This window comes from Streptomyces violascens, from assembly GCF_014649955.1.
GTDB lineage: Bacteria > Actinomycetota > Actinomycetes > Streptomycetales > Streptomycetaceae > Streptomyces > Streptomyces violascens.
The window spans coordinates 82,211-105,934 of the sequence record NZ_BMUA01000011.1; the positions used below are offsets into that span (position 1 = coordinate 82,211).

The 23,724-nt window shown below is 71.2% G+C and carries 22 protein-coding genes and 1 pseudogene; 9 read left to right on the top strand and 14 right to left on the bottom strand.

Annotation, left to right across the window (positions count from 1 at the left end; translation table 11 throughout):
- Positions 1-7: 7 nt before the first annotated feature.
- On the bottom strand, positions 8-703 hold the full coding sequence (locus tag IE206_RS22120) for an ABC transporter ATP-binding protein (protein ID WP_189964657.1): 696 nt from the start codon (positions 701-703) through the stop codon (positions 8-10).
- Positions 700-1,743 carry an ABC transporter permease gene (locus IE206_RS22125; protein ID WP_189964659.1) on the bottom strand — a complete coding sequence of 348 codons (1,044 nt, stop codon included), beginning with the start codon at positions 1,741-1,743 and terminating at the stop codon, positions 700-702. The genes IE206_RS22120 and IE206_RS22125 overlap by 4 nt, the downstream gene beginning before the upstream one ends.
- A gap of 132 nt (positions 1,744-1,875) precedes the next feature.
- Between IE206_RS22125 and IE206_RS22130 the strand changes: the two genes are divergently transcribed.
- Entirely contained in the window at positions 1,876-3,060 is a 1,185-nt protein-coding gene (locus tag IE206_RS22130) for a sensor histidine kinase (protein ID WP_189964662.1), read from the top strand.
- Complete coding sequence (locus IE206_RS22135) at positions 3,057-3,698, top strand: response regulator (RefSeq protein WP_189964664.1); 642 nt, start codon at positions 3,057-3,059, stop codon at positions 3,696-3,698. Before IE206_RS22130 ends, IE206_RS22135 begins: the two co-directional genes overlap by 4 nt.
- A 148-nt stretch (positions 3,699-3,846) precedes the next feature.
- On the opposite strand, the gene IE206_RS22140 is transcribed toward IE206_RS22135, so the two are convergent.
- Together IE206_RS22140 and IE206_RS43205 are read right to left on the bottom strand one after the other, a co-directional pair.
- Positions 3,847-4,338 (bottom strand): universal stress protein, encoded by a 492-nt coding sequence (locus tag IE206_RS22140; protein WP_189964666.1) that lies wholly within the window; start codon positions 4,336-4,338, stop codon positions 3,847-3,849.
- Positions 4,335-4,463: a hypothetical protein gene (locus IE206_RS43205; protein WP_264198712.1), complete on the bottom strand. Its 129-nt coding sequence runs from the start codon at positions 4,461-4,463 to the stop codon at positions 4,335-4,337. The genes IE206_RS22140 and IE206_RS43205 overlap by 4 nt, the downstream gene beginning before the upstream one ends.
- Positions 4,464-4,563: 100 nt before the next feature.
- Between IE206_RS43205 and yczR the strand changes: the two genes are divergently transcribed.
- A complete protein-coding gene (gene yczR / locus IE206_RS22145; RefSeq protein WP_189964668.1) occupies positions 4,564-6,051 on the top strand; it encodes a MocR-like transcription factor YczR in 1,488 nt (495 codons plus the stop codon).
- A gap of 58 nt (positions 6,052-6,109) precedes the next feature.
- Here yczR and IE206_RS22150 read toward each other — a convergent pair whose 3' ends face one another.
- Positions 6,110-6,427, bottom strand: a complete 318-nt coding sequence (locus IE206_RS22150; RefSeq protein WP_189964670.1) for a DUF5955 family protein — start codon at positions 6,425-6,427, stop codon at positions 6,110-6,112.
- 153 nt (positions 6,428-6,580) lie between these two features.
- On the opposite strand from IE206_RS22150, the gene IE206_RS22155 reads away from it, so the two are divergent.
- Together IE206_RS22155 and aceB are read left to right on the top strand one after the other, a co-directional pair.
- The gene (locus tag IE206_RS22155) at positions 6,581-7,195 is read left to right on the top strand and encodes a nucleotidyltransferase family protein (protein WP_189964672.1); all 615 of its coding nucleotides are present in this window, start codon (positions 6,581-6,583) and stop codon (positions 7,193-7,195) included.
- Positions 7,196-7,460: 265 nt separating this feature from the next.
- Positions 7,461-9,089: a malate synthase A gene (gene aceB / locus IE206_RS22160; RefSeq protein WP_189964674.1), complete on the top strand. Its 1,629-nt coding sequence runs from the start codon at positions 7,461-7,463 to the stop codon at positions 9,087-9,089.
- Between the two features lie 79 nt (positions 9,090-9,168).
- Here aceB and IE206_RS22165 read toward each other — a convergent pair whose 3' ends face one another.
- The gene (locus IE206_RS22165; RefSeq protein ID WP_189964676.1) at positions 9,169-10,794 is read right to left on the bottom strand and encodes a YfcC family protein; all 1,626 of its coding nucleotides are present in this window, start codon (positions 10,792-10,794) and stop codon (positions 9,169-9,171) included.
- Positions 10,791-11,318 carry a hypothetical protein gene (locus IE206_RS22170; protein WP_189964677.1) on the bottom strand — a complete coding sequence of 176 codons (528 nt, stop codon included), beginning with the start codon at positions 11,316-11,318 and terminating at the stop codon, positions 10,791-10,793. Before IE206_RS22170 ends, IE206_RS22165 begins: the two co-directional genes overlap by 4 nt.
- Before the next feature lie 157 nt (positions 11,319-11,475).
- On the opposite strand from IE206_RS22170, the gene IE206_RS22175 reads away from it, so the two are divergent.
- Complete coding sequence (locus tag IE206_RS22175) at positions 11,476-12,678, top strand: FAD-dependent monooxygenase (RefSeq protein WP_189964679.1); 1,203 nt, start codon at positions 11,476-11,478, stop codon at positions 12,676-12,678.
- Between the two features lie 7 nt (positions 12,679-12,685).
- Here the strand turns inward: IE206_RS22175 and IE206_RS22180 are convergent.
- Positions 12,686-13,637 (bottom strand): annotated as a pseudogene (locus IE206_RS22180) (fibronectin type III domain-containing protein).
- A 262-nt stretch (positions 13,638-13,899) separates the two neighbouring features.
- Between IE206_RS22180 and IE206_RS22185 the strand changes: the two are divergent.
- The gene (locus IE206_RS22185) at positions 13,900-14,508 is read left to right on the top strand and encodes a TIGR03086 family metal-binding protein (RefSeq protein WP_189964682.1); all 609 of its coding nucleotides are present in this window, start codon (positions 13,900-13,902) and stop codon (positions 14,506-14,508) included.
- A gap of 21 nt (positions 14,509-14,529) precedes the next feature.
- Here the strand turns inward: IE206_RS22185 and IE206_RS22190 are convergent, their stop codons facing one another.
- A complete protein-coding gene (locus IE206_RS22190) occupies positions 14,530-15,369 on the bottom strand; it encodes a pentapeptide repeat-containing protein (RefSeq protein WP_189964684.1) in 840 nt (279 codons plus the stop codon).
- A gap of 51 nt (positions 15,370-15,420) precedes the next feature.
- Positions 15,421-16,050: a TMEM175 family protein gene (locus IE206_RS22195; RefSeq protein ID WP_226599750.1), complete on the bottom strand. Its 630-nt coding sequence runs from the start codon at positions 16,048-16,050 to the stop codon at positions 15,421-15,423.
- A 276-nt stretch (positions 16,051-16,326) separates the two neighbouring features.
- On the opposite strand from IE206_RS22195, the gene IE206_RS22200 reads away from it, so the two are divergent.
- Positions 16,327-17,205 (top strand): chitosanase, encoded by an 879-nt coding sequence (locus IE206_RS22200; RefSeq protein WP_189964689.1) that lies wholly within the window; start codon positions 16,327-16,329, stop codon positions 17,203-17,205.
- Positions 17,206-17,391: 186 nt separating this feature from the next.
- Positions 17,392-17,853, top strand: coding sequence for an excalibur calcium-binding domain-containing protein (locus tag IE206_RS22205; protein ID WP_226599752.1), 462 nt, complete (start codon positions 17,392-17,394; stop codon positions 17,851-17,853).
- Between the two features lie 103 nt (positions 17,854-17,956).
- Here IE206_RS22205 and IE206_RS22210 read toward each other — a convergent pair whose 3' ends face one another.
- The 4 genes from IE206_RS22210 to pucL form a co-directional block, all read right to left on the bottom strand.
- Positions 17,957-19,369, bottom strand: a complete 1,413-nt coding sequence (locus IE206_RS22210) for a nucleobase:cation symporter-2 family protein (protein ID WP_226599753.1) — start codon at positions 19,367-19,369, stop codon at positions 17,957-17,959.
- 513 nt (positions 19,370-19,882) lie between these two features.
- Entirely contained in the window at positions 19,883-21,274 is a 1,392-nt protein-coding gene (locus IE206_RS22215; protein ID WP_189964690.1) for an 8-oxoguanine deaminase, read from the bottom strand.
- A gap of 56 nt (positions 21,275-21,330) precedes the next feature.
- Positions 21,331-22,731, bottom strand: a complete 1,401-nt coding sequence (locus IE206_RS22220) for a nucleobase:cation symporter-2 family protein (protein WP_189964692.1) — start codon at positions 22,729-22,731, stop codon at positions 21,331-21,333.
- Positions 22,732-22,799: 68 nt separating this feature from the next.
- Entirely contained in the window at positions 22,800-23,723 is a 924-nt protein-coding gene (pucL, locus tag IE206_RS22225; protein WP_189964694.1) for a factor-independent urate hydroxylase, read from the bottom strand.
- Between the last annotated feature and the right edge of the window lies 1 nt (position 23,724).

Consider the following 23,724-nt stretch of genomic DNA (forward strand, 5'->3'; position numbering starts at 1 on the left):
CGGGTGCTCAGCCCGCCACCGCGCGCGCCGCGCTCAGGCGCCCGTCGGCCATGGTCACCACGGCGTCCATGCGCTCCAGGTGGGCGTGGTCGTGGGTGACCAGCACGGTGGCCGTGCCGCGGTCGCGGGTGAGGGTGAGCAGGAGGTCGAGTATCGCGGCGCCCCGCTCGTGGTCGAGGGCGCTGGTGGGCTCGTCGACCAGGAGTACGGCGGGGTCGTTCATGAGGGCGCGGGCGATGTTGACCCGCTGGCGCTGGCCGCCGGAGAGCTGGTGCGGGCGGCGGTGGGCCTCGGTGGCGAGGCCGACGGCGGCCAGCAGTTCCAGGGCGCGCCCGCGCGCCTCGCGCGGCCCGCGGCCCGCGAGGTGGGCCATCACCTGGAGCTGTTCGGCGGCCGTGAGCGAGGGCAGCAGATTGGGCTGCTGGAAGACGATGCCGATGGAGTCGCGGCGCAGCGCCGCCTTCTCGGCCGGGCCGAGCGCGCCGGTGTCGGTGCCGGCCACTTCGACGCGTCCGCTGTCCGGGGTGACCAGGGTCGCGGCGACCGCGAGCAGGCTGGACTTGCCGGATCCGGAAGGCCCGACGCAGGCCGTCACCGTGCCCGCGTCCACCGAGAGCGAGACCGCGTCGAGGGCGGTGAGGCGGCCTTCGCCGTCGGGGTAGGTCAGCGTGATGTCGTCGAGGAGCAGGGTCGAGGCAGTCATCGGGCACTCCCGAGCGCGGTCAGCGGGTCGACGGCGGTGATGCGCCGGATGGACAGGGCGGCGCCGATCACGCCGAGGACGATCAGGACGGCGGCCGGACCGAGTGTCGTGGTGAGGTCGAGCACGAAGGGCACCGCGCCGCCGACGAGCCCTCCGGCGAGCGAGGCGAGCCCGGTGCCCACGAGCGTGCCGACCGTGAGCATCACGACGGCCTGGCCGAGCGCGTCCTTGAGGAGGTAGGGCGTCGAGGCCCCGAGCGCCTTCAGTACGGCGATGTCGCCGCTGCGCTGGATCGTCCACACGGTGAAGAACGCGCCGACGACCAGCGCCGAGATGACGAAGAGGAAGCCGCGCATCAGCTGGAGCGAGCCGTTCTCGGCCTTGTACGAGGGCAGCGCCGAGAGCGCGTCGGAGAGCGTCAGGCTCTTGGTGCCGAGTTCCTTGTCGGTGGCCGCGAGGTCCGCGCCGTCGTCGAGGGTGAGTGCGACGACCGTGGCGGGTGCGTCGTCGGCGAGCGCCGTCCAGGCGACGGGGGTGTGGCTGTAGGAGTCCTCGCCCGCCACCGCCGACACGGTCAGCCGCTTCCCGCCAAGGGTCACCGTGTCGCCCGCTTTCGCGGCCAGGTCCTTGGCGGCGCCGTGCGAGAGGACGACGGATCCGGCGCGTACCGCGGCCGGGGCGAGGTCCGAGCCGGGCGGCACCGCGAACGAGGAGACCGCGGCCGTGCGGGCGGCCGCCTTGGCGTTCAGCGTGGAGACGCCGATGGGCTGGGCCTCCTTCACCCCCGGCGCCTGGCGCCACTTGTGCCAACTCCCGCTCGGCACAACGGAGTTGGTGAACGACACCGATTGCCCGGACGGCGGTGCGGCGAAGGCGAGCCGGTCGGCGGGCAGGGCACTGACGGCCGAGGTGTTGTCCCGGGCAAGGCCGGCCGTGAGTCCGGACAGCAGCCCCACCAGCAGGGTGATGAGCACCACGACCGTACCCATCAGCGCGAACCGGCCCTTGGCGAACCGGAGGTCTCTCCATGCGACGAACATGGGTCAAGCCTTCCGGCCAGGGCCCGGCGCCACATCGCGCGCGGGCATGCTTCCCCGTATCGAAGGATGCATCCGCACATCAAACTTTCGGTTGACCGGGGCCGCCCGCCTCACCCGTACGCTGGAAGGCCTATGGATTCCGCACGCCCCCACACCCCCGTCGCCGCCCTGCTGCGCCTGTGTCTGCACGCACTGCTCGGCGGGCTGCTCGCGCTCGCCGCGGTACGGGCCGTCGGCGACGGCGCGCCGCACGCGGGGGTCGTCGTGGCGGCGGTCGTCCTGATGGCTGCGGTGTACGCGGCGGGCGTCGCCCTGCCCGCGGTGCGTCCGGGGACGTCGGCGGCCGCGGTGTGGCTCGGGGCGCTCGGCGCGTCCTGGCTTGCGCTGCTCGTCCTCTCCCCCGAGGCGCTGTGGGCCGCCTTCCCGCTCTACTTCCTCCTGCTCCACCTGCTGCCGCTGCGGTGGGCGCTGCCCGCCGTGCTCGCGACGGCGGGCGCGGCCATCGCGAGTTTCGTGCTGCACGGGCAGCAGGTCACGCCGGGTGCCTTCATAGGGCCGCTGCTGGGGGCGGCGGTCGCCGTCGCGACCGTGCTCGGGTACGACGCGCTGTACCGCGAGAGCGAGCGGCGCCGCGAGCTGATCGACGAGCTGGTGGCGACGCGGGCCGAGCTCGCCGAGGCCGAGCGCACGGCCGGCACGCTTGCCGAGCGGGAGCGCCTGGCCCGCGAGATCCACGACACGCTGGCCCAGGGCCTCTCCTCGATCCAGCTGCTGCTGCGCGCGGCCGAGCGCGCGCTGCCCGCCGGAGATCCGGCCCGCGAACATGTCGAGCAGGCCCGGCGGGCGGCCCAGGACAACCTGGCCGAGGCGCGCCGGTTCGTGAAGGCGCTGACCCCGCCGGACCTGGAGCACGGCTCGCTGTCCGGCGCCCTGGAGCGGCTCTGCGCGGCGGCGCCGGGACCGGCCGTGCAGTTCGGCGTGAGCGGCACCCCGGTCGAGCTGCCGACGCCGTACGAGGTGGCGCTGCTGCGCATCGCGCAGTCGGCGCTCGCCAACACCGTGCAGCACGCCGGTGCAGGGCGCGCCGAGATCACGCTCAGTTTCATGGACACCTCGGTGGCCCTGGACGTCGTCGACGATGGGCGCGGGTTCGACCCGGCGAAGCGGCGGCCGAAGGAGGGGACCGGCGGCTTCGGCCTTCCAGCCATGCGCTCGCGCGCCAAGTCGCTCGGCGGCACCCTGAGCGTGGAGTCGGCGCCGGGCCAGGGCACCGCCGTCGCGATCACGCTGCCGCTGCCCGTGGCGGGTGCCCGGTGAACGCGGCACCCATCAGGCTGCTCCTTGCCGACGACCACCCCATCGTGCGGGCCGGGCTGCGCGCGGTCCTCGACACCGAGCCGGACTTCTCGGTGGCCGGGGAGGCCGCGACCGCCGAGCGCGCGGTGGAGCTCGCGTCGTCGGACGCGTACGACGTCGTCCTGATGGACCTCCAGTTCGGGGCCGGGATGCACGGCGCCGAGGCGACCGCGAAGATCACGGCGCGGCCGGGCGCCCCGCGCGTCCTGGTGCTCACGACGTACGACACCGACGCGGACATCCTCGCGGCGGTGGAGGCGGGCGCGGCGGGCTATCTGCTGAAGGACGCCCCGCCCGAGGAGCTCGCGGCGGCGGTGCGCACCGCGGCCTCGGGCCGGTCGGCGCTCGCCCCTGCCGTGGCGCACCGGCTGATGGACCGGATGCGCACACCCGCCGAGGCGCTGACCCGGCGCGAGCTGGAGGTGCTGCAACTCGTCGGCGACGGGCTCTCCAACCAGCAGATCAGCAAGCAGCTGTTCCTCAGCCAGGCCACCGTCAAGTCCCATCTCGTCCATATCTACGCCAAGTTGGGAGTGGACTCGCGCACGGCGGCGGTCGCCGCCGCGAGCGCGCGCCGTCTGATCCGCCAGCCGGGCTGAACGCTCCCGTCCCCTGGCGGCCACCGATGGCAAGCAGGGTCCGGGCGCCCCGGGTTCCTGCGTGCCGCCGGCCTCTCCTCGGCACGACACGGACGGGACGGCCCGGTGGGGCCGGGCCGTCCCCCGTACGGCCCGGCCCCGGCTCTGTTCACCCGTGCAGGGCGAAGTCCTCGGCCCGGGCGTGCCGCAGGGCCCGCACCGTGTGCCTGGACAGGTGCGGCGCCGGGGCGGTGAGGACGGCGCTGCGCGCGTGCTGCTGTAGGTAGCGACGTACCGGAGCGCGCCGCACGCCGGGCCGCGCGCCGATGACCAGCAGGTCGTCGGGCCGCTCCGCGAGCGCGCACAGGACCCGCCCGGCCCTGCCGCGTACGACCAGTTTCCGCGCGGCCACATCCTCGGGCAGTGCGCCGAGCGCCTCCTCGACGGCCCGGTCGAGCATCCGGCGCGCCAGACCTTCGTGGTACGCGGCCCACGCGCTGTCCGGATTGCGCGCGTAGAGGATCTCGCCCTCCGGCGGCTCCCACGCGGTCACCGCGACCAGAGCGCGACCGCTGTTACGGGCCGCGTCGACCGCGGCCCGCAGCGCCGCGAGGCTGCCCAGCGAACCGCTGACGCCCACGACCACCCGCCCCCGGGTCACTTCGCGCGCCCCTTGCGCAGCCGCAGCCCGCGGAACCAGACGCGCGAGATCCCTCTGGGGCCTTCCTCGCTCCGCCGCTGCATCTCCCGCTCGAACCGGTCCGTGACCGCCACATCGCGTTCCATGACAACTCACCCTCCTCGGCCATCCAGGCCAATGCGCTGACAGGGCCCGAGTCTGTACGCTGATTGGCCTGGAAGGCAGGGCCAATTCATGGAGGTTGGTATGGCAGGCATGCGGGTGGTCCGCTCCGTGGACACCGTCAGCAGTACCGCGCGCACGCTCGGCAGCCGCCAGCTGGCCGCCCAGGTCACCGCCATCACGGGCCCGCACCCCGGTTACCGCGCCCTCGCCCAGGGAGTGCGCACCCTGCTGCTCGACGGTCGCATCCCACTGCACACCCGGCTGCCCGCCGAGCGCGAACTGGCCACCGCCCTGGAGGTGAGCCGGGCCACCATCACGGCCGCGTACGACCTGCTGCGCGAGGGCGGGTACGCGCTGAGCCGGCGCGGCTCGGGCACCTGGACCGAGCTGCCCGAGGGCGCGACCCCGGCCAATGTGGCCCGGTACCAGGCGCCGGACGGCGTCATCGACCTGGCGATGGCCTCGCCGTGCGCCCCGGCCGCCGAGCTGGCCGCCGCCTTCGAGCTGGCCGGGCCCGAATTGGCCTGCCACGCCGCCACCAACGGCTACCACCCGCTCGGCCTGCCCGAGCTGCGGGCCGCCGTCGCCGAGCGCTACACCCGGCGCGGACTGCCCACCCTGCCCGAGCAGATCCTGATCACCACCGGCGCCCAGTCCGCGGTGTCCCTGGTGGTGAACCTCCTCGGCCGCCCCGGCGACCGGGCCCTGGTCGAGAGCCCCTCCTACCCCAACGCCCTGGACGCGGTGCGCCACACCGGGCTGCGGATCACTCCCGTACCGGTGACCGAGGACGGCTGGGACATCGAGCTCCTCGAATGCACCCTGCGCCAGACCGCGCCCCGGCTCGCCTACCTCATCCCGGACTTCCAGAATCCGACCGGCGCGCTGATGAGCGCCGAGCAGCGGACCCGGCTCCTTCGCGCGGCCCGGGCGACGGGCACCTGGCTGCTCATCGACGAGACCATGGCCGAGATGTCCCTGGAGGGACCGGCCCCGGCACCGTTCGTGTCACTGGCCCACCAGGGCGAGTCCGAGCAGATCGTCACGGTCGGCTCGCTCAGCAAGACCCACTGGGGCGGGCTGCGCATCGGCTGGGTGCGGGCGGGCTCCCGGCTCGTCAACGAGCTGGCCGCGCTGCGCATCCATGTGGATCTGGCGCCCTCGCTCGTCGACCAGGTGCTCGCCAAGACGCTGCTGCCCGGCATGGACGACGTCCTGGCCAGGCGGCTGCCCGAACTGCGCGAGCGGCGCGACGCGCTGGCCGATTCGCTGACCCGTCATCTCCCGGAGTGGCGCTGGCAGGTGCCGGTCGGCGGGCTCAGCCTCTGGGTCGACCTCGGCCGCCCGATCGCGGGAGCGCTGGCCCAGGCGGCCCTGGACCACGGTGTGAACATCCAGCCGGGTTCGCGCTTCGCCGCCGATCCGGGCACGCACGAACACCGTCTGCGCATTCCTTTCGTCCACGAGCCGCAGCGGACGGACGAGGCGGTCCGTCGGCTTGCCGCGACCCTGGACGCGGGCCTGCCCGCTGTCACGGGCGAGCAGAACCGGCCGCACTGGGTGGCGTGAACCCGGCCTGAATTTGGGGGAGTTCAGGCCGAGCCGCCACAGAACAACCTCCAGGTGATCAGTACCGGCCCGGCGGCCCGCCGAACAACTCGACCGCTTTCCGTACGTCTGTGACGGCGCCCGCCAGCGCGCTGACCGAGCCGATCGAGCCCGCGATCAGCAGCAGCGAGCGGCGAAGGCGCGGCACCTCCGGGACGCCGCTGATGGCCATCGCGTCAAGCGCCGCCAGCTCGTCCTCGGCCACGGCCCGGTCGGGAAACTCCGCCGGATGACCGGCCAGCTCCCGGCGCAGCCGGGACACGGCCGCCCGCAACTCGCTCACTCTGGGGTCCTCACCACTGCCGGCCACGGCCCTCTGCTCCACGCTTCGTAACAAGAGTCCTCCCCCACGCACGTCCTTGTGCAGGTGTCAAAAACCCGTGCAGCGAAGGTCAACTGCCGGGATTCGCGGGCCAGTTAACGCCATCCGGTGTGCCGTGCGCCACTGCGCGGACGGAATTCGACAGAAGCATTGGGTATATGTGGGGGCATGACGCAACCACCGACAAATGCGGCAGGGGTCACGGGACTGCTGCTCGCGGCGGGCGGCGGGCGGCGGCTCGGCGGCCGCCCCAAGGCCCTGCTCCCGCACCGCGGCCGCCCGCTCGTCGAGAACGCGGTCCGGGTCCTGCGCGAGGGCGGCTGCCGCACGGTGTACGTGGTGCTCGGCGCCGCGGCCGAGGAGGTACGGGCGCGCGCGGACCTGGCGGGCTGCGTGCTCGTCGACAACCCGGACTGGGCTCAGGGCATGGGCTCCTCCCTCCGGGCAGGGCTGGAGGCGCTGACCGCATCGGACGAGGCGTCGGGGGCCGCCCTCGTCTCGCTCGTCGACCAGCCCGGCATCGGCCCAGAAGCGGTGGCCCGGGTGCTCGCCGCCCACCGTTCGGGCGATTCGCTCGCGGCGGCTTCGTACGACGGAAAGCGGGGCCATCCGGTCCTTTTCGGCGCGGACCGCTGGGCGGACATCGCGGCGAGCGCCACGGGCGACCGGGGGGCGCGCGCCTATCTGAAGGCCCACGAGGCGGAGATCGCGCTCGTCGAGTGCGGGGACATCGCGGAGCCGTACGACATCGACACGGAGGCGGACCTCGGCCGCCTCCAGTAGACCTGGAGTACACGAAGCACCCGGGAAACGGCCGGGACAGCATGGAGTGAACGGGGTGGCACCCAGCGCCATGGTCTGTCGACCCGGAGAATCTCGACATCAACAAACCATTGAACTTCCACTATGAGGAAACTAGTATCCACTGTTCAGAAGCGCCCGTCAGATCAACCGGCGCCCGCAGTCGTACCTCGGAGCCCTGGCACTGAGTGCCATTCATGGCGACCCGGCGGCCGTCAGGGCACCGCCCGCGAAGGAGTGACAGCTCATGTCCGCACCAGCGCCGTCCCCGCTGGCCATCGTCGATGCCGAGCCCCTGCCCCGGCAGGACGAGGTACTCACCGACGCGGCCCTCGCCTTCGTGGCCGAGCTGCACCGGAACTTCACGGCCCGCCGTGACGAGCTCCTCACCCGCCGCCAGGACCGCCGCGCCGAGATCGCCCGCACCTCCACCCTCGACTTCCGCCCCGAGACCGCCGAGATCCGCGCGGCCGACTGGAAGGTCGCGCCGGCCCCGGCCGCGCTGAACGACCGCCGTGTGGAGATCACCGGTCCGACCGACCGCAAGATGACCATCAACGCCCTGAACTCGGGCGCGAAGGTCTGGCTCGCCGACTTCGAGGACGCCTCGGCCCCCACCTGGGAGAACGTCGTCCTTGGCCAGCTCAACCTGATCGACGCCTACGAGCGTCGCATCGACTTCACCGACGCCAAGTCGGGCAAGTCCTACGCCCTGAAGGACGCCGACCAGCTCGCGACGGTGGTCATGCGCCCGCGCGGCTGGCACCTGGAGGAGCGCCACCTCCAGTTCGACGGCCGCCCGGTCCCCGGTGCGCTCGTCGACTTCGGCCTGTACTTCTTCCACAACGCGCAGCGCCTGATCGACCTCGGCAAGGGCCCGTACTTCTACCTCCCGAAGACGGAGTCGTACCTGGAGGCCCGCCTCTGGAACGACATCTTCGTCTTCGCGCAGGACTACGTGGGCATCCCGCAGGGGACCGTCCGCGCCACCGTCCTGATCGAGACGATCACGGCCGCGTACGAGATGGAAGAGATCCTCTTCGAGCTCAAGGACCACGCGGCCGGTCTGAACGCGGGTCGCTGGGACTACCTCTTCTCCATCGTGAAGAACTTCCGGGACGGCGGCTCGAAGTTCGTGCTGCCGGACCGCAACGCGGTGACGATGACGGCCCCGTTCATGCGGGCGTACACCGAGCTCCTGGTGCGCACCTGCCACAAGCGCGGCGCCCACGCGATCGGCGGCATGGCCGCGTTCATCCCCTCGCGCCGGGACGCCGAGGTGAACAAGGTCGCCTTCGAGAAGGTCAAGGCCGACAAGGACCGCGAGGCGGGCGACGGCTTCGACGGCTCGTGGGTGGCCCACCCCGACCTGGTCCCGATCGCGATGGCCTCCTTCGACGCGGTCCTCGGCGACAAGCCGAACCAGAAGGACCGGCTGCGCGAGGACGTGTCCGTCGCCCCCGGCGACCTGATCGCCATCGACTCCCTCGACGCCAGGCCCACGTACGCGGGCCTGGTCTCCGCCGTCCAGGTCGGCATCCGCTACATCGAGGCGTGGCTGCGCGGCCTCGGCGCGGTCGCCATCTTCAACCTGATGGAGGACGCGGCCACCGCCGAGATCTCGCGCTCGCAGATCTGGCAGTGGATCAACGCGGGGGTTGTCTTCGAGCACGACGGAAAAGCCGTGAAGGCCACGGCCGAGCTCGCCCGCAAGGTCGCGGCCGAGGAGCTCGCGGCGATCCGCGCCGAGATCGGCGAGGAGGCCTTCGCGGCCGGCAAGTGGCAGCAGGCCCACGACCTCCTCCTGAAGGTCTCCCTGGACGCCGACTACGCCGACTTCCTGACCCTCCCGGCCTACGACCAACTGGTCGGCTAGCCCCGGCAGTTGTCCCCTGGCTCCGCCCCCGGTACCGCACAGCACCGGGGGCGGAGCCATTGCCGTGGGAACGCCGCTGCTAGGTGAACGCCGCTCCCACCGCCACGAACGCGCAGATCAGCACGAACAGGATGCCGAGCAGCGGGGTCACGAAGCGGAGGTACTTGTTGTAGCCGACCTTCGCCAGGGCCACGCCGCCGATCGTGACGGCGGTCGTCGGGACCCACAGGTTCATCCATCCGCTCGCCGCCTGCCAAGCCGTCACCACCACCGCCCGGGAGACGCCCGCGAAGTCGGCCAGGGGGGCCAGGATCGGCATCGCGAGGGTGGCGTGGCCCGAGGTCGAGGGGATGAGGAAGGCCAGGGGGAGGTTCACCACGAAGACGAGCACGGCGAACAGGGCGGACGGGGCGCCCTTCACGACGCCCTCGATCGAGTGCAGCACCGTGTCCGTGATCTGCGAGTTGTTCATGATCACCGTCACGCCCCGGGCGAGCACGATGACCAGCGCCGGGGAGATGAAGTCGGCGGCGCCCTGGATGATCGTCGCGCTCAGTTCGGCCTCGCCGAGGCGTGCCGCTACGCCCACCAGGACCGCGGCCACCAGGAACAGGGCCGCCAACTGCGGGAAGGACCAGCCCAGTTCCCAGCCGTACGGGGTGGCGTCGGCCTTGCCCGTCAGGGCGCTGGACCACGGCACCACCGAGAAGATCATGAAGGCGAAGACGAGGGTGAGGAGGGCCAGGACCAGTTTGTGGGTCCGGGTCAGCTCCGGGGGCTCGGCCCGGGGAGACTCCTCGGTCGGCCCGGCCGCCCCGTCCGCCGAACGTACCTCCGCCTCCCGGTGTTCCAGGTCCCCCGGCAGGAAGCCCGTCAGGGAGGTCGACGGGTCCCGCTGGACGCGCCGCCCGTAGCGGACCACGTACAGGATCGACACCGCCGTCAGGACCACCCACATCACGAAGCGCAGGACGATGCCGTCGCCCAGGGAGATTCCGGCGGCCGAGGAGGCGACGCCCGTCGCGAAGGGGTTGACCGTCGAGCACAGCACGCCGATGCCCGCGCCCACGATGATCGTGCCGGTCGCGACCAGCCGGTCGTAGCCGAGCGCCAGCATCAGCGGCACGATCAGGCCGTAGAAGCCGAGGGTCTCCTCGGCGAAGCCCTCGACCGTGCCGAGCACCGAGAACACCGTCATCACGCCCGCGATGAGCAGCGCGCCGCGCTCGCGCAGGCGGTGGGCGAGGAGGCCGATGCCGCGGTCGAGCGCGCCCGTCGCGAAGACCACCGTGATGAACGCGCCGATGGCCAGCACGAAGAGGAACACCCCGGCGCTGCCGTACAGTTCGCCGGCCATGGTGGGGCCCACCCGGCCGGATTTGGCGTCCTGGATGCCGTACAGGCCGTTGACCGGCGAGAGGAACAGGTCGTTCAGACGGTCCACGAAGCTCTGGCCGTTGTCGACCCGGTGGTAGGTGCCCTTGACGGGCGCCCCGTCGGCGTTGCGGTCGTACGCGCCGGACGGAACGACGAACGCCAGGAACCACACGGCCACCGTGACGATCGCGAGGATCGTCAGCGCGCTCGGGAAGCGGAATCCCCCGGCCCTGGACGACGGCCCTGGGTCCTCGAACGGAGGCTCCGGGGGCGGCACTTGAGGTGGCGGCGCTGGGGGTGACTGTCCAGCAGGCGGGCTCGTCGTCATGACTCACCCCCGAACGCCGCCGCGTACTCCCGCAGGAACGCCGCCTCGGCGAGTCCCCCGCCGCGCAGCTCGGAGAAGAGGACGCGTTCGGTCGGGGCGTGCAGCGCGCACATGCTGTCCGAGCCGCCGCCCGCCGCGAAGTCGGGCTCCGCGCCACAGCCCTCGCCCAGTGCGGTGAGCGCGGCGCGGTGGGCAGGACCGCCGGTCGCGGGCTCGAAGCCGAGGGCGGTGTCGCCCGGGGCGGCGGGGAGCGGAATTCCGAAGGGCCGCGGTGCCTCCGAATGGGCGACGAGCGCGCCCTGCGCCTCCCCCGGATCCTGCTGCGGATGGAGGCGGAGGGTCAGCTCGGCGCGGGCGTACGGCACGAGCGCGGACGCGGCGCGGTCCGCGCTCGGGGCATCCGTGCCGGTGCCGCCGAACTCTCCGCCGTGCCGCGCCTCGACCGGCGTGCACACCTCCACGATCACCTCGCTCCCGTCCATCAGTGCGTCGACCGTCGATCGCAGGTCCTGGTCCGCGTCCATGGGCTCAATGGACCATGCGGGGCACGGCGCCGCATCCCGTGATCACCCGAGGCCCCTCCTGCGCCCGGCACCGGTTGCTGCGACAATCCCGCGGGGGCGTTCGCCGGGCCGGGGAGGCCCGGCACTCTGTCTGACGAGGACTGCGAGGGCGTTGGGGATGCGTGGAGGGCGAGTTGCCATTGTGGGCGGGAGCGTCGCGGGGTGTGCCGCGGCACTGGCCGCGCACCGCGGTGGCGCCGAAGGGATCACGGTGTACGAGCGGGCCGCGGGGCAGCTGGCCGACCGCGGGGTGGGGCTCGCGATGCACAACGACCGCTATGCCGAACTGGAGGCCGCCGGGTACGTGGACACGGCGATGCCGTGGATCCAACTGGTCAGGCGCTGCTGGTACGTTCGCGACGGCGAGGCCCCGCTGGGCCGCTGCGTCGGGATCCTGCCCTTCCCGTTCCGCACGTACAACTGGGGCCCGCTCTGGCGCGAACTGCGGGCGCGCGTACCGGATTCGGTGGAATTCCTGGCGGGTACGTCCATCGAGCGCCTCGAAGTCGGCCCGGAGCGCGCGGAGTTGAGCACGAGTGACGGACGTACCGTGCGGTTCGACTTCGTCATCGGCGCCGACGGCTACCGCTCCGTGGTCCGCACCGCCGCCTGCCCCGAGGTGCGCCCGGAGTACGCGGGCTATCTCGCCTGGCGCGGCTCCTTCCCCGTCGAGCGGCTCCCCGATCCCGGACTCTGGCCGGTGGAGGACTGCGTGTACGCCGTCTTCCCGGGCGGGCACGCGATCATCTACCGCATCCCGGACGGCCGGGGCGGCCACCGCGTGAACTGGGTGCTGTACGCGGCGCCGCCGGCCGGCCACGGGCTGCCCCTCGACTCCCCCACCAGCCTGCCGCCGGGAACCCTCACCGACGCGCTGCGCGCCTGCGCCCTGGAGATCGCGGACACCCAACTCGCGCCGTACTGGGGTCAGTTGATGCATCTGACGGCGCCACAGGAGCTCTTCATCCAGCCGATGTACGACTTCACCGCGCCCCGGTACGCTGTCGGCCGGCTCGCTCTCACCGGGGACGCCGCCACGGTGGCCCGTCCGCACACCGGCGGAGGCGCGGTGAAGGCGCTCCAGGACGCGACCGCACTGGGCTCGGCGCTGGCCTCGTCCGATAGCTGGCCCGAGGCCCTTGCCACGTACGACACCCGGCGGTCCGCGCTCGGCCGCAGCATGGTCGACCTCGGCCGCCGCCTGGGCCTCGGACTCGTGCAGGCGAGCCCCGACTGGAGCGCGATGGACCAGAGCGGCCTGGAGAAGTGGTGGCAACAGGCGGACGGATCAGGCGCGTTCGGCGGCCGGAAGCTCACCTGACGGGACATCAGAGTACGGCCACGGTCGGCTGCGCCGAGAAGTCGCCCCACTTCCCGTCCGCGAGCCTCGCACGGATCTTCACGCTGTAGCGGGTGCCGGGCGGATCGGTGACCGTGAAGGTGTACGAGCCGAGACCGCCCGGCGACGCGATGCCGGGCACGATCGTGGTGGTCGGTGCGCCGTTGAGGAAGAGCTGGTAGGCGCTGATCGTGCCACTGGTGAGCGGCGGAACCCAGTGGAGGGTGACATCGGTGCCGCCGCCGGACGTGGCCCGCGCGCAGCTCGCGCGCAGCCCGGTGGGCGCGGTACTCGGGGGCGCGCCGGGGGGCGGCGGCCGTGGTGACGTCGACGGCGTTGCTGTCCTGCGAGGCGTTGTCGGCGGCATCCCGGGCGCGCACGGTGAAGGTGTAAACGGTGCCGGGCCGCAGCCCGGTCAGCCGGGTCGTGGCCAGGGCGCCGCCGACGCTGTGGATGCGGGCGCCCTCCTGATAGACGTCGTACGCCGTCACACCCACGTCGTCCCAGGCGCGGGCCCAGGTCAGGATGGCCGCGCCGGTACCGTCGGCACGCCCCGCGAGGTGCGCCGGAGCGGTGGGCGGGCGCTTGTCGGCCGGGGTCGGGGCCGGGGTGGTGACGGCGGCGGGAGCACTGGGGGACGACAGGTTCCCGGCGGCGTCCCGGGCACGGACGGTGAAGCGGTACGCGGTCGAGGCGGCGAGCCCGTCGACGTCGATCATGCTCCGGTCGGCCGGGACCTGCTTGACCACGGCCCCGTCGCGCAGGATCTCGTACCCGGCGACGGCCCTGTCGTCGGTCGACGGCTGCCACATGACGTGTACGGACGTGGCACTGCTCGCCTGCGCGGTGACCGCGCCGGGCACGGACGGGCTCCGCCGGTCCTCGTCGTCCCCTCCCCCGCATGCGGTGAGCAGCAGGGGCAGGGCGACGAGCAGGCCGATGGCTCCCCCGGTCCGGCGGCCGGCCCGGCGGCTGGTTCGGCTGCGCACGGCGGGGCCTCCCGTCCCACGGAAAAGGTCCAGACCTGTATGACACGGTGAACGCGGCCATGACAAGGGGCCGGACGTCAACTCCCGCTGATTGCAACCCTGTTGATCCCGTCCGAGCCCCTCACCGAAGCAGGGCGACACCCAGGCGATGCCCCCGAACGGATTCGTGGCGCGACCGGCGATGAGTTCTCGTTCCCCCTACCGTCTCCCTTTCATGAGCAGCGAAACGAACGCACAGGCATCCCTCCCGGATCTCGGCCCCGCGGCGGCCGAGCTGACACACCTGCTCGAAGGCGTGCGCGACGATCAGCTGGGGAGCCCGACGCCCTGCCCCGAGTACGTGCTGCGGGATCTCCTCTCGCACATCGCGGGCCTCGGCGTCGCCTTCAGGGATGCCGCGCACAAGGAGTTCGGCCCGTCGACCAGCACGGCCCCGGGCAGTGTCCGGCCGCCCGAGCCGGCCGCGGACTGGCGCACGTCCATACCCCAGACCCTCGCCGCGATGGTCGACGCCTGGCGGGATCCGGCGGCCTGGGAGGGCGACACTCAGGCGGGCGGCATCACGCTCCCCGCGGCGATCGCGGGCCGCGTCGCCCTCGACGAGCTGGTCGTCCACGGCTGGGACGTGGCACGGGCCACCGGCCAGGCGTACCGGCCCACCCCGGCCGACCTGGAGGTCTCCTACGAGCTCCTCGCCCCGTCGAAGGACGACCCGGCCGCGCGCGGCGAGGCGTTCGGCCCGGCCGTCGAGGTACCGGACGGGGCGCCGATGCTGGACCGCCTCATCGGCATGAGCGGGCGGGACCCGGGGTGGGGGCGCTGAGCGCTCCGCCGGCCGTGGCCCTCACCAGTGCGTGGGCCGCACCAGCGACGGCGGGAGCTTCGTCGTCGCATCCCCCTTCGCCGCGTTCAGCTGGGCCTGGGTGAGGAAGAACGCCTCGGTCAGGTCGGCGCCGGAAAGGCGCGCGTCGCGGAAGTCCGCGCCGATCAGGTCGGCCATCCGCAGGTCGGCGCCGCGCAGGTCCGCCGCGATCAGGAAGGCGCCCCGCAGGTTCGCGCCGCGCAGGTCGGCGCCCTTGAGCTTGGCGCCCATGAGGTCGGCACCACGGCGGTCCTTCTTCTTGCCCTTGAAGTCGGCCCTGACCAGCTCGCTCGCCTTGAGGAGCAACTTGTTGACCTTGTCGCGGTGGGCAGGAACGTCCAGGCCGGCGAGGGCCTCGGGGGCCAGGGCCGTGAACGCCTCGGTCTCCTCCAGGGCGGCGCGCAGCTCGGGGTGGACGGGCCGCGCCTTCGGCAGGGCGAGCGCCTCGGTGACGTACCAGAGCAGCTCGTGGAGCTGGCGCATCACCGGGAAGACCTCGAACATCGAGGCGGCGGTCTCCGGCGCCGTACGCCAGTCGCGGCCCTCGAAGGTCTGCTGGGAGACCTTCTGGCCGGCACCGAAGCAGTCGTACACCGTGCAGCCCTGGAAGCCGCGTCCCCGCAGGTCGCGGTGGATCCCGCAGCGGAAGTCCTGCTGGAGGTTGGGGCAGGGCTTACCGGCCGGCTTGTTGATCGCGAAGTCGGCGGAGGCCGCGTAGGCCAGGGCGACACAGCACAGGCCGAAGCAGTTGCCGCAGTCGGAGACGAGGGTGAGGCGGGTCGCACCCGGGGCCGGGACGGCTGCCTCGTGGTTCTCGGACAACGTGCGGGACTCCTTCTGGCTGGTCTTCTGACGTGCGGCAACGGCAGCCAGTCAGTCTAGCCCGGCCTCCGCGACCGGCACCCTGAGCTGGTTGAAGCCGTAGTACACGGCGAGCAGGCCGTGCGCGGCGAGGGTCAGCGGGGCCGAGACGAAGGCGAGCGCCACCGTCGCGGGGTAGGCGAGCGAGCCGATCGCGAACCTGGCACGGGTGGCGCGGGCGGCCGTGTTGTCGACCCGGTCGTCGAAGAGGTGGCCCGTACGGGTCAAGTGCCACCACAGGGCTTGGTAGTTGAGGGCCATCACGACCATCAGGCCGCTGTAGACGACGGCCGCGACGTGCGAGGCGCCGGGCTCCCGCAGGTACTCCGCCATCAGTGCGGCCGGCCAGGGAATGGCGACCACCGTCATCAGGAGCAGCAGGTTGAGGAACATCAGGGTCCGGTCGATGCGGGCCACATAGCTGAACAGGGTGTGATGGTTGACCCACATGATCCCGATGATCAGGAAACTCACCACATAGGCCGCGTACGAGGGCCACATGTGGCCCAGCTCCCGCCACAGGTGGTCGCCCGCGTGCGGCGGCACCTTGATCTCCAGGATGAGAAGGGTGATCGCGATGGCGAAGACGCCGTCGCTGAACGCCTCGACGCGGCTCGACTCGGAACGGCTGGTTTCGGTCACCCGGGAAAATGAACCCCACAACCGCCCCGGCTGCAAGGGTGGTTGAGGGGCCGTCGCGTGTCGTTCGCTCAGGGCGTCGACGGAGCCGTCGCCCAGCGACGCGAAGAGCAGCAGGTCCGCCATGGTGAGGGTGCCGGTACGACGAGATCGGGCCGGCCCGCCTCGGCGAAGAGCCGCAGAGCCACTTCAACTTCCTTGTGCCGCAGGGGTGTACGACCGCTTCACGACAATGGTAGGAAAGTTTCCTAACAGAACACCGGAGCGACGAACTTCCTCATGGAGGTCCAGGTGCACACCCCCCACCGCAAGGCCACCGCACGTCGTACCAAGATCGCCGTACGCGCCCTGCTCGGCACCGCTCTCCTCGCGGTTCCGGTCACGGCGTACGCCGCCGAGAATCCGGCCACCACCACAGCGGACAATGCGACGGTGAACAACGCCGCCGCGACCGGGCTCGACGACCCGGCGAAGAAAGACATAGCCATGCAGCTCGTCTCCAGCGCGGAGAACTCCTCGCTGAACTGGAAGGCTCAGTACAAGTACATCGAGGACATCAAGGACGGGCGGGGCTACACCGCCGGCATCATCGGATTCTGTTCCGGCACCGGCGACATGCTCGACCTGGTCAAGCTCTACACCGCCCGCAATCCCGGCAACGTCCTCGCGAAATACCTGCCGGCCCTGGAGAAGGTCAACGGGACCGACTCGCACAAGGGGCTAGACCCGAACTTCACCAAGGACTGGAAGACCGCCGCGTCCGAGACGGCCTTCAAGGACGCCCAGAACGACGAGCGCGACCGGGTGTACTTCGACCCGGCCGTAAGGCAGGGCAAGTCAGACGGGGTCGGCACGCTCGGCCAGTTCATCTACTACGACGCCATCGTGATGCACGGCGACGGCAGCGACCCGACCAGCTTCAGCTCCATCCGCAAGAAGGCACTCGCCAAGGCGAAGCCCCCGTCGCAGGGCGGCAACGAGACGACGTACCTCAACGCGTTCCTGGACGCCCGGGTCTGGGCGATGAAGCAGGAGGAGGCGCACAGCGACACCAGCCGCGTCGACACCGAGCAGCGGGTCTTCCTGAAGAAGGGCAACCTGAACCTGAACACCCCGCTCGACTGGAAGGTGTACGGCGACCCGTATCACATCGGGTAACAGCCCCCGCGGGAACGGCGGGTACGGCAGCGGAGGGCTGTCGTACCCGTCTTTTCGTGCGTTCTTTGACCGTACGGCGGCTGAATTCGGCCGAGTTGGCCGAACTTGCTTTACGTAACCTTTGCGGCCCGTACTCTCTCTTCACCAGATCATCACAAGCACCCGATCGTCCGAAAGAGCCGCCGCATGCGCATATCCAGCCCAGCCGTCCGCACTCTGCTCATTTCCGGCCTGCTCGGTGCGCTCGCGTTCACCACGACCGGCTGTCAGGACGACACCGCCAAGCCCGAGAAGATGAAGGCGCCGGTTGCCAGCGCCTCGGCTGTCACTCCTTCCGCATCCGCTTCACCTTCGCCGACGCCGTCCGCCAGCCCGAGCGCCACGCCGTCCTCGACGCCCGCCGTCCCGACGCCGCCGGCTCCCAAGGCTCCGCCCAAGCCCAAGACGAACGGCCCCAGCCTGCCGCCCCCGATGAACGACGGCGGGGGCAACGGCGGAGGGGACAGCGGCAGTGGCGGCGGAGGCAGCGTCTACTACAAGAACTGCGCCGCCGTCCGCGCCGCCGGAGCCGCTCCCCTCCACCGCGGCGACCCCGGCTATGCCGCCCACCTGGACCGGGACGGCGACGGCATCGCCTGCGAGAAGTAACAGGTCAGGGGACCTGTCGTCGGCTGAGCCGCCGGGTCGTCCCGGCAGGTGGTGCCACAGGTCCCGTGACCGGCCGGGACCTTCCGGGCCGAAGGGCTGGGCGTCAGTGCAGGGCGACGGCCGGTTCGGCCGAGGGCAGGTCGTCGTCGGCCTCCGCCTCGGCGCGCTTCTTGCCGAAGTGGTTGAAGGCCAGGTTGAGGACGATGGCGACCACGCACCCGGTGGAGATCCCGGAGTCGAGGACGACCAGCGCCTTGTCGGGGAAGGCGTGGTAGAAGTCCGGCTTGGCGATCGGGATCAGGCCGATGCCGACCGAGGCCGCCACGATCAGCGCGTTCTCGCCCTTCTCCAGGGCAGCCGTCGACAGGGTCTGGATACCGCTGGCGGCGACCGAGCCGAACAGCACGATGCCCGCGCCGCCGAGCACCGGCAGCGGTACGAGGGAGATCACCGAGGCCGCGACCGGGCAGAGCCCGATGACGATCAGGATGAGCCCGCCGGTCGCGACGACGAACCGGCTGCGCACCTTGGTCATCGCGACGAGCCCGATGTTCTGGGCGAAGGCGCTGGCCATGAAGCCGTTGAAGACGGTGCTGAGCACGGATCCGAGGGTGTCGGCGCGCAGGCCTGCCGCGATGGTCTCCTGGTCGGCCGGACGCTCGACGATCTTGCCGAGGGCCAGCATGTCGGCGGTGGACTCCGTCATGCAGACCAGCATCACGATGCACATCGAGACGATCGCGGCGATGTCGAACTGCGGGGCGCCGAAGTGGAACGGCGTCGGGAAGCCGATGACGTCCGCGTTCTTGATGGCGTCCAGGCTGGTCTTGCCCATCGGGATGGCGATGACCGAACCCGCCACCAGACCGAGCAGGATCGCGATCTGCTGCATGAAGCCGCGCAGCAGTTTGCGCAGCGCGAGCACGATGACGAGGGTGATCCCGGCGAGCGCGAGGTTGGAGAGCGAACCGTAGTCGGCGGCCTTCTCGTTGCCGCCGGAGGACCAGTTGAAGGCCACGGGGAGCAGCGAGACACCGATCAGGGTGATCACGGTGCCGGTGACGACCGGCGGGAAGAAGCGGACGAGCCTGCCGAAGTAGGGGGCGGCTATGAAGCCGAGCAGTCCGGCGACGATCACTGCGCCGAGGATGACGGGGATCGCGTCGTGGCCGTGCTCCTTGCCGATGGCGATCATCGGGGTGACCCCGGCGAACGAAACCCCGTTCACGAAGGGCAACTTGGCGCCGATCTTCCAGATCCCGAGGGTCTGCAGAAGTGTGGCGAGCCCTGCGGTGAACAGGCTCGCGGCGACCAGAAAAGCGGTTTCTTTGGTGTCGAGCCCCACAGCAGGGCCGACGATCATGGGCGGGGCCACCACACCCGCGTACATCGCGGCCACGTGCTGGAGGCCACTGGTGAACATTTTCAGCGGGGGGAGCGTCTCGTCGACCGGGTGCTTCTCGCCGGTCTGGGCGGGGCTGACTGCGAAGTTGCGAAACCTGGGCTGTGCGGCCACGGCGGTTCCTCCGGTCGGTTACACGTCGGCGGTGGACGCGGATGTCAGGGAGGTGGTGCGGTGTGGTGCGTTGAGCAGCTGGAACAGGTGGTGCGGTGTGGTGCGTTGAGCAGCTGGAACAGGTGGTGCGGGGCAGTGCGAACAGCGCGGCGGGCTGTGTGGCGCGGGTGCCACCGATCGGGTTGCGGGTGGGGCCGAACGGTGTGGGGTGGCCGGATGATGACGGGTGGCGCCGGACGGTCACGGGGTGGGACCGAACGGTGCCGGGTGGTGCCGGACGGTTGCCGGTGGTGCCGGACGGTGCGGGCAGCGCGAGGATCACGCTTCCGGTACGGCCGGCGGTCGGCGCGGCTCGCGCCAACTCACGGTAATCGTGCGGGGATTGACACGTTCACCGTTCCGGGGGGTGCGTACGTCCTTGTAGTACGCACCCCCCGGTCCAGCTGCCGTGAACCCCGCTCGGGTTCACGGCGACCGGCCGAGGGCCGTCCCCCTCGGCCGGACTCCTTGGGGTCAGGCCTGCGCGGCGATCCGGGCGAGGCGCTGGGCCTCCTCGCGGGTCGCGACCGCGATGGCGTCCTCGTCGACCGTGGTGAGACGGCTGTTCTCGACGATCTGCCTGCCGTTCACGAACGAGGCGGTGACCGGGGCCGCGGCACCGAAGACGAGCGCGGTGACCGGGTCGGCGATGGAGGCGTGGGCCAGGGTGTCCAGCTTCCACAGCACGAAGTCGGCGAGCTTGCCGGCCTCCAGCGAGCCGATCTGGTCGGCGCGGCCGAGCACCTGGGCACCGCCGTAGGTGCCGAGGCGCAGCGCCTGGCGGGCGTTGAGCGCGGCCTCGCGGTGCTGCGCGTTGAGGCGGTTGATGAGGAGCGCGTTGCGCAGCTCGGTGTGCAGCTCGCCCGACTCGTTGGACGCGGTGCCGTCGACGCCGAGGCCTACCGGGACGCCCGCCTTCAGCATGTCCGGGACACGGGCGATGCCCGCGGCCAGGCGCGCGTTGGAGGACGGGCAGTGGGCGACGCCGGTGCCGGTGCGGGCGAAGGCGGCGATGTCGGAGTCGTTCATGTGGACGCAGTGCGCCATCCACACGTCGTTGCCGAGCCAGCCGGTCGACTCGAAGTAGTCGGTCGGGCCCATGCCGAACAGCTCCTTGCAGAACTGCTCCTCCTCCACGGTCTCCGAGCCGTGGGTGTGCAGCCGTACGCCCTTGGCGCGGGCCAGCTCGGCGCCCTGCTTCATGAGTTCGGTGGAGACCGAGAACGGCGAGCAGGGGGCGACGGCGACCTGGGTCATCGAGCCGAAGGAGGCGTCGTGGAAACGGTCGACGGTCTCGGCGGTCGCGGAGAGCGCGCCTTCGAGGGTCTCGACGGCGAAGTCCGGCGGCAGGCCGCCGTCCTTCTCGCTGCGGTCCATGGAGCCGCGGGCCAGGGTGAAGCGCACGCCCATCTCGGAGGCCGCGCCGATGATCGCGCCGGACAGGTCGCCCGAGTTCCGCGGGTAGACGTAGTGGTGGTCCATCGCAGTGGTGACACCGCCGCGGGCCATCATCGCGAGCGAACCCTGGGCCGCGACGCGACCCATCTGCTCGTCGATGCGCGCCCACGTCGGGTAGAGGGCGACCAGCCAGTTGAAGAGGTTGTGGTCGGTGGCCAGACCACGCGTGATCCACTGGTAGAAGTGGTGGTGCGTGTTGATCAGGCCGGGGGTGACCAGGTGGCCGGTGCCGTCGATGCGGCGGACCACGTTTTCCAGGCCCTTCGGGGCCTGACCGGCTCCGATCGACTCGATCTTGTTGTCGGCGACGACCAGGTACCCGGAGGCGTACTCGGTGTCATTCGCGTCCACGGTGGCGATCGCACAGTTCTCGATGACGATGCGCTGGGGGGCTGCCGAAGGTGCCATGGTGCTTCCTTCTCGGGTCAGTGGCGGCTGTGATGTGACTTGGGCACGGCAGGACCCTACGAGGATTTGAGTACCGGGGCGGTGACGCTGCTCCGGGTGCCGAGATGGTGGAAGAAAAGGTTGAGCAGGACCGCGGTGAGCGCTCCCGCGCTGATGCCGGACCCGAGCACGGTCTGTGCCCAGGCGGGGAATCCGGCGTAGAAGGTGGGCGCGGCGAGCGGGATGATGCCCGCCCCGAGTGCCACGGCCACCAGGATGATGTTGGAGCTGTCGTCGAGCCCGGCCTCGGAGAGGGTACGGATACCGCTCACCGCGATGGAGCCGAACAGGACGATCCCGGCGCCGCCGAGTACGGGCATCGGGACCAGCGAGACGACCGCGCCGAGCACCGGGAAGGCGCCGAGCACGAGCAGGGCGCCGCCCGCGACGGCGACAACGTACCTGCTGCGCACGCGAGTCAGCGAGACCACGCCGACGTTCTGGGCGAACGCGCTGGTGGGGAAGCCGCCGAAGACCGGGCCGAGCAGGGTGGCGATGCCGTCGGTGCGCAGGCCGCGGGCGATGGTGCGCCCGTCGGTGCGGCGTTCGCAGATCTCGCCGATGGCCAGCATGCCGGCGCTGGACTCGGTCATCAGGACCAGCATCACGATGCACAGCGACAGGACGGCCGCGGGGTGGAACTCGGGGGCGCCGAAGGAGAACGGCGTCGGCAGGGCCGCGACGGGCGCGGACTTCAGGGCGGAGAAGTCGGCCATCCCGAAGGGGATCGCCGCGAGCGTGCCGATCAGCAGGCCCAGCAGCAGGGCGACTTGGCGCAGGAAGCCGCGGGCGAAGCGCTGGAAGAGCAGGATCACGACGAGCGTGAAGGCGGCGAGCGCCAGGTGGTTCACGGACCCGAAGTCGGCGGCGTTCTTGTCGCCGCCCTGGGCCCAGGACACGGGTACGGGCATCAGCGTGACGCCGATGAGCGTGATCACGACACCGGTCACCAGCGGCGGGAAGAAACGCAGCAGCCGCCCGAAGAAGGGCCCCACCAGGAGGCAGAAGACTCCGGCGACCATCACCGCGCCGTAGATGGCGGGGAGTTGATGGCCGTTGGCGCTGGTTTCGGCAATCGCGAGCATGGGCGCGATGCCGGCCGACGAGGCGGCGTTGACGAACGGGAGCCGGTTTCCGGCGAAGTTCGCCACGCCGAGGGTCTGCAGGACAGTGGCGAGCCCGGCGATGAGCAGACTGGCCGCGATCAGACGGGTCTGTCCCGCGGTGTCCAGGCCGACGGCCTGGCCGATGATGAGCGGAGGGGTGACGACGCCCGCGTACATGGCGGCGATGTGCTGGAGCGCCGCGGGAACGAGCCGCGCGGCAGGAAGCTTTTCGTCCACCGGGTGCACGGCACCTTCAGGTGGAGTGGTACATGGGCCGTCGGCTGCTGCCGGCCCCGTTGCGGGCTGTGCCATGGGATGTCCCTCCGGTCTGGCCGGCCCCCGCCCGACTGCGGGCGGGCGGGGGCCGGCTCAGTGCCGCGTCAGAGGTTGGTCATGTCGACCGGGATCTGCGGCTCGACACCGTCGCGCAGGACGGTCGCCTCGATCAGACCGTACGGACGGTCCGCCGCGAAGTAGACCTCGTTGTCGTTCTTGAGCCCGAACGGTTCGAGGTCCACCAGGAAGTGGTGCTTGTTCGGCAGCGAGAAGCGAACCTCGTCGATCTCGGACCGGTTGTTGATGATGCGCGAACCCATCTGGTACAGGGTCTGCTGGAGCGAGAGGGAGTACGTCTCGGCGAAGGCCTGCAGCATGTGCTTGCGCACCTGCTCGTAGGACTTCTCCCAGTTCGGCGCCTTCTGCTCGTCATCGGTCCAGCTGAAGCGCCAGCGGGCCGAGACCTGCGTCGCCAGGATGCGGTCGTAGGCCTCCTGGAGCGTCGTGTACTTGTCCTTGACGTAACCCCAGAACTCGGAGTTCGTCGAGTTCATCACCACGAGGTCCTTGAGGCCCGAGATGACCTCCCACTTCTCACCGTCGTAGGTGATCTGGGTGACCCGGGTCTCCTGGCCCTTGCGGACGAAGGAGTGCTTGACGTCGTCGGAGCCGATGAACTTCGAGTTGGCCTCGGAGGTCTCGATGCGCTCCCACGAGTACTCCTCGATGCGGATGCGCGCGACCTTGATCGGCTCCTGCGAGGTCACGAAGTGCCGCGCGAGGTGGATGCCGAACTGCTCGGCGGACTCGATGCCGTACTCCTTGGCGAACGCGTACACCGTGTTCTTGGTGGTGTCGGTCGGGAGCACGTTGGCGTTCGAGCCGGAGTAGTGCACGTCCTCCATGTCGCCGGACAGGGCGACGGAGACGTTGAGGTCCTTGATGTGGTGCGTGTCGCCGTCCCGCGTGATCTTGACGACGCGGTTCTCTGCTTTGCCGTACTGGTTCTGGCCGAGAATCGTGGGCATG